General features: G+C 53.1%; 5 protein-coding genes. All 5 read left to right on the forward strand.

Translation table 11 applies throughout. The features are described 5' to 3' along the window. Positions 1-762 (forward strand): hypothetical protein (locus tag Q0614_RS06845; protein ID WP_298787524.1); only part of this gene is annotated, 762 nt, incomplete at its 5' end. Between the two features lie 104 nt (positions 763-866). Beyond that, a complete protein-coding gene (locus Q0614_RS06850) occupies positions 867-1,346 on the forward strand; it encodes a hypothetical protein (RefSeq protein ID WP_298787526.1) in 480 nt (159 codons plus the stop codon). Between the two features lie 73 nt (positions 1,347-1,419). Continuing rightward, positions 1,420-2,694, forward strand: a complete 1,275-nt coding sequence (locus Q0614_RS06855; protein WP_298787528.1) for a spore photoproduct lyase family protein — start codon at positions 1,420-1,422, stop codon at positions 2,692-2,694. A 367-nt stretch (positions 2,695-3,061) separates the two neighbouring features. Then, positions 3,062-3,727 carry an SDR family oxidoreductase gene (locus Q0614_RS06860; protein ID WP_298787530.1) on the forward strand — a complete coding sequence of 222 codons (666 nt, stop codon included), beginning with the start codon at positions 3,062-3,064 and terminating at the stop codon, positions 3,725-3,727. Next, on the forward strand, positions 3,717-4,175 hold a 459-nt coding region (locus Q0614_RS06865; protein ID WP_298787531.1), incomplete at its 3' end, for a hypothetical protein. The genes Q0614_RS06860 and Q0614_RS06865, both read left to right, overlap by 11 nt.

Below are 4,175 nucleotides of genomic sequence, written 5' to 3' on the forward strand. Positions count from 1 at the left end.
ATTTTACTTTCGCGGCGCGTGGACTTTGCGCTAAACATAGGCGTCTGCGGCTGCGCGGATAAAGGCGTGCAAATCGGCGAGGAGTTTTACTTTGACGGCACGGCGGCGCAGGAATTTTGCGGTGAGAACGGATCAAAATTTTATCGCTCGCAGGGTAGGGAATACAGCGCGCGGGCTCTAAAATTTCAAAACGTTTGCGAGCGGGAATTTTGCGGCGCGAGTTTGGACGGTAAGCTGCGGGTAAATTTAATCTGCGTAAACGACCCTAAAATTTTAAACGCAGCGCAGCAGACCGGCGAGGCAAATATCGCAGCAATCGAGGCATGCGGCGAGATAAATACACAAGCCCTAACGCAAGGGACGAACGGCGCGGCAAACACAAAAAATTTCACGCGCGACGCGACGCGGGCTGCAATACAAAGCGCGACGCAGGTCGAGGCGCAAAATTTAGCGAGTGCGAAGCCCGTGCAAATCGCGACGGGCGGACGCAACGACGCGACGAATACTGCAGCACGAGCAACACAAAATACGCCGTGCACGGCAAAAGACGCTACCCGCGAGCGCGCAAATCGCGGCGTTACGCTTTATGATATGGAGAGCGTGTTTTTTGTGAACGCTTGCGAGCGCGCGGGTGTGCCGTGGGCGATGATGAAGATCGTAAGCGATCATTTGTGCGGCGAGCGGCTTAGCAAACGCTTCGTCTATGAGCTCGTAAAGGCGCGCCTGCCGCAAATCCGCGCCGCAATAAAGAGCAAAATTTAACCGCGAGAGCGTATGCAAAAAACCGAGCCGAGAGATGAAATTTTGGCTTCATACGCCAAATACGACGCGGAATTTGAAGGTATTGCGGAGGCGCAGGAGAAACGATGAAAATAAAAGGCTCCTATCTGTATTTTGCTCTCTTGGCGTGTGCATGCATCGCGGCTTGCGCGTATGCCGCGGCGGATCTGTTTGCCGATCCGCCCTCGCTAGTCTTTTTAGCCCTTTTGCTCGCATTTGCCTGCATCGGGCTATGGCTAAAAGACGCTCTAATAGGCGCGCGCTACCTATTTTACTGCGTCTGCGTGCAACTACTCTTTGCAGCGGCCATTTTCGCTACACTTAAATTCCCCGCCATGGCGCAGTTTGTGCGCAGTGCGGAGATAGGCACCGGCGGCACGGGCATACCGCTAGGCATCGCTCTGCTCGTGCTGCCCGCGTTTTTCTGCGCCCTGCCGTATTACTACCGAACGGGCGTCAAAAAAATCCCGCAAAAGTTCGCACTCGGCGGAATTTTAATCCTAAACGTCGCTATTACGCTAGCTTACGCTTTCTATTTCGAGCGACTATTCTGCTGCGCGATCTGAAATTTCGACGATTTTCAGTGACGGTGCGCGAAATTTAAGTATAATTTGCAAAATTTAAACGAAGCGGAGCAAGATGACGGAGGCGAAAAAGGAGCTAGGCACGCAGTTTGGCGTGAATCTGAGCGAGCGATCAAGCGCGTTTTTGGGCGCGCTATTTGAGAAATTTCACTTTTCATTTCAGCAACGAAAGCAGCTAGCGGAGTTTGCGAGCGATTTTGAGGCGTGGGACGAGACGCCCGTTTATGAGCTGCTTGCAAGCGAGCAGTGCGGGCTAAATTTTAATAAAGCCAAATTTAATAAAACGGGGAAAGTTCCAAGCGGCGAGAAAATTTTTAATTTCGTGCGCGAGGCTTGGCTTGAGCTAAAGTCGCGCCCGCACTCGTATGCAAGCTTCAAAAGCGATTACGCGCCGAAAAAATTTGAAATTTCCTCCTTTCGCGCAGATCGCATAGCTTTAGGCCGCTGTCCGGTGGCGAGCGAAAACACGCGCTGCTGCAATCTGCTGACGCTCGATGCGGTCAATTCGTGCGGCTTTGACTGCTCCTATTGCGCGATCGGCTCCTTTTACAAGCACGGGAAAATCGGCTTTGACGAGAATTTCGCGGCAAATTTAGCGCGCCTGCGGCTCGATCCCACGCGCAGCTACCACATCGGCACGGGTCAGAGCTCCGACTCGCTCATGTGGGGCGATCGCTTCGGCATTTTAAGCGCATTATGCGATTTTGCGACGCGACATGAAAACGTGATTTTAGAGCTTAAAAGCAAGTCGAATAATATCCGGTTTTTCCTGCAGCGCGAGATCCCGCGCAACCTCATCGTCACCTTCTCGCTAAATACCCCCGCGATCATAGCGAACGAGGAGCATCTAAGCGCGAGCCTGGATGCGCGGCTGGCGGCAGCCGAAGCGCTCGCGGCGCGCGGCATTTTGGTGGGCTTTCACCTCCACCCGATGGTTTGGTACGAGGGGTGGCGGAGTGATTACGGCGCGCTTTTTGAGCGGCTGCTACGCAGCTTCGATCCAGGCGGCGTCGCGATGGTTTCGCTCGGCACGCTTACTTTCATCAAGCCCGTCGTCAAGAAGCTGCGTTCTCGCGGGCTGCGGAGCAAAATTCTACAGATGCCCCTTGCGGACGCGAACGGCAAGCTGTCCTACCCGCTGCAGATCAAGCGCGAACTTTTCAAATTTGCCGCGGACACGCTTTCGCCGTGGCGCGAGCGGGTGTTTTTCTACCTCTGCATGGAGGATGCGAGCCTGTGGCGCGAGGTCTTGGGGCACGAGTATGAAAGCAACGACGCATTTGAGGAGGCGATGAAGGCGGCGTATTTTGCAAAGATACGGCAGTGCTAGACGCGCTGTTTGTCGCAGATGTCGAGGTCTGTGCCAGTTCGTATGTGGTGCCGAGAATACGGCGTGAAATCTAGCGGCGAGCGAGCGATTAAAATTTAGCGGCACACCCGGCTTTATAAAATTAAATTTTATAAATCGTGCGGGGCGGGCACAGCGAGCGGCGATGAAATTTTACAAAGCGGCGGCACAGTAAAACGTCTGCGGGCTAAATTTAAAATTTTACCCAGCGCAGGTCGCGGTGCGGATTGTTTAAACCGCGCAAATTTAGTGGCGGGCGCAATGAACAAAGAAAATTTAGCGCAGCGAAATTTACGTGACGCGCCAAATTTAACGCGCCGAAGCGGCATTAAAATTTAAAGGAGAAAAGATGAAAGCATTGATCACGGGCGCAAGCGGCGGTATCGGCAGCGCGATTGCGGAGCTTCTGCGACAAAACGGCTATGAAATTTTAACGCTAAGCTCGCGCTTCGAGGATGCGGATGCGCTGGCGAAGGAGTGCCGGGCGCTGGCTGCGGTGCAAGGTATTGACGCGCTGATTTTATGCGCGGGTACGGCGAAATTTGCGCCGCTTGAAGCGATGAGCGAGGACGAAATTTTAAAAATTTTAAACGTAAATCTCGCCGCAAACATCATCATCGCGCGCGCGCTTTTGCCGAATTTAAAGCGCAACCGCGCCCATATCATCGGCATTAGCTCGATCGAGGCGCTGCGGGCGAGCCGCTTTAGCGCGGTTTATAGCGCGAGCAAGGCGGGGCTGCGGGCGTTTCTGCTCTGCCTTTTCGAGGAGGCGCGCAAGCAGATCAGAGTAAGCTGCATCAACCCGGACATCACCAAAACGCCGTTTTACGAGGATTTGAGCTTCGAGCCCGCAGATGATGAGGCTAGCTTCGTGGATGCGGGGGAGATCGCAAATTTTACGCTGCAAATTCTGCGCACTAAGTCCAATGTAAGCGAATTTACGATCCGCCCGCAGATCGTAAATCTGCGGAAAAAATCAAAATTTTATCGCGAAGGGGGCGAACTTGAAAACTAGTAAAAGTAAAATTTTTATTATGCTAATTGCGGGGGTTTTTATTATTTATGGAGTTATAAGCAGCGGCGGTATGTATTGTAATATGGAGGAATTCTTTTCTGATAAACAGGGCGAAGAGGATGACGCTTGCATCGCCAAGCTGATAAAACGAGCGGACGACGGAAACGGCTTTGCGGAAAGCAGACTGAGATACCCAAGCAAGGCGTATATCAAGCGCGTATGCGAAAAGGGGGTGGAAAACCTGGGCGAGCGAGAGAGATATTATTTCGAGCGCTACCAGAGTTGTGAGCCCTGGGGCTTTGAAACGCCCAAATCAAAGGGCGGCGAAGCAAATACTACGAGCGGCGGCGGTAATTTAGCGCGAGGCGATACGAACGCAACGGACGGCGAGGGAAATTTAACGCGCGCCGAGGCAAACAACGGCAAATCTGACACTGTGGGCAGCAAG

It is taken from the genome of uncultured Campylobacter sp., from assembly GCF_937997595.1.
GTDB lineage: Bacteria > Campylobacterota > Campylobacteria > Campylobacterales > Campylobacteraceae > Campylobacter_B.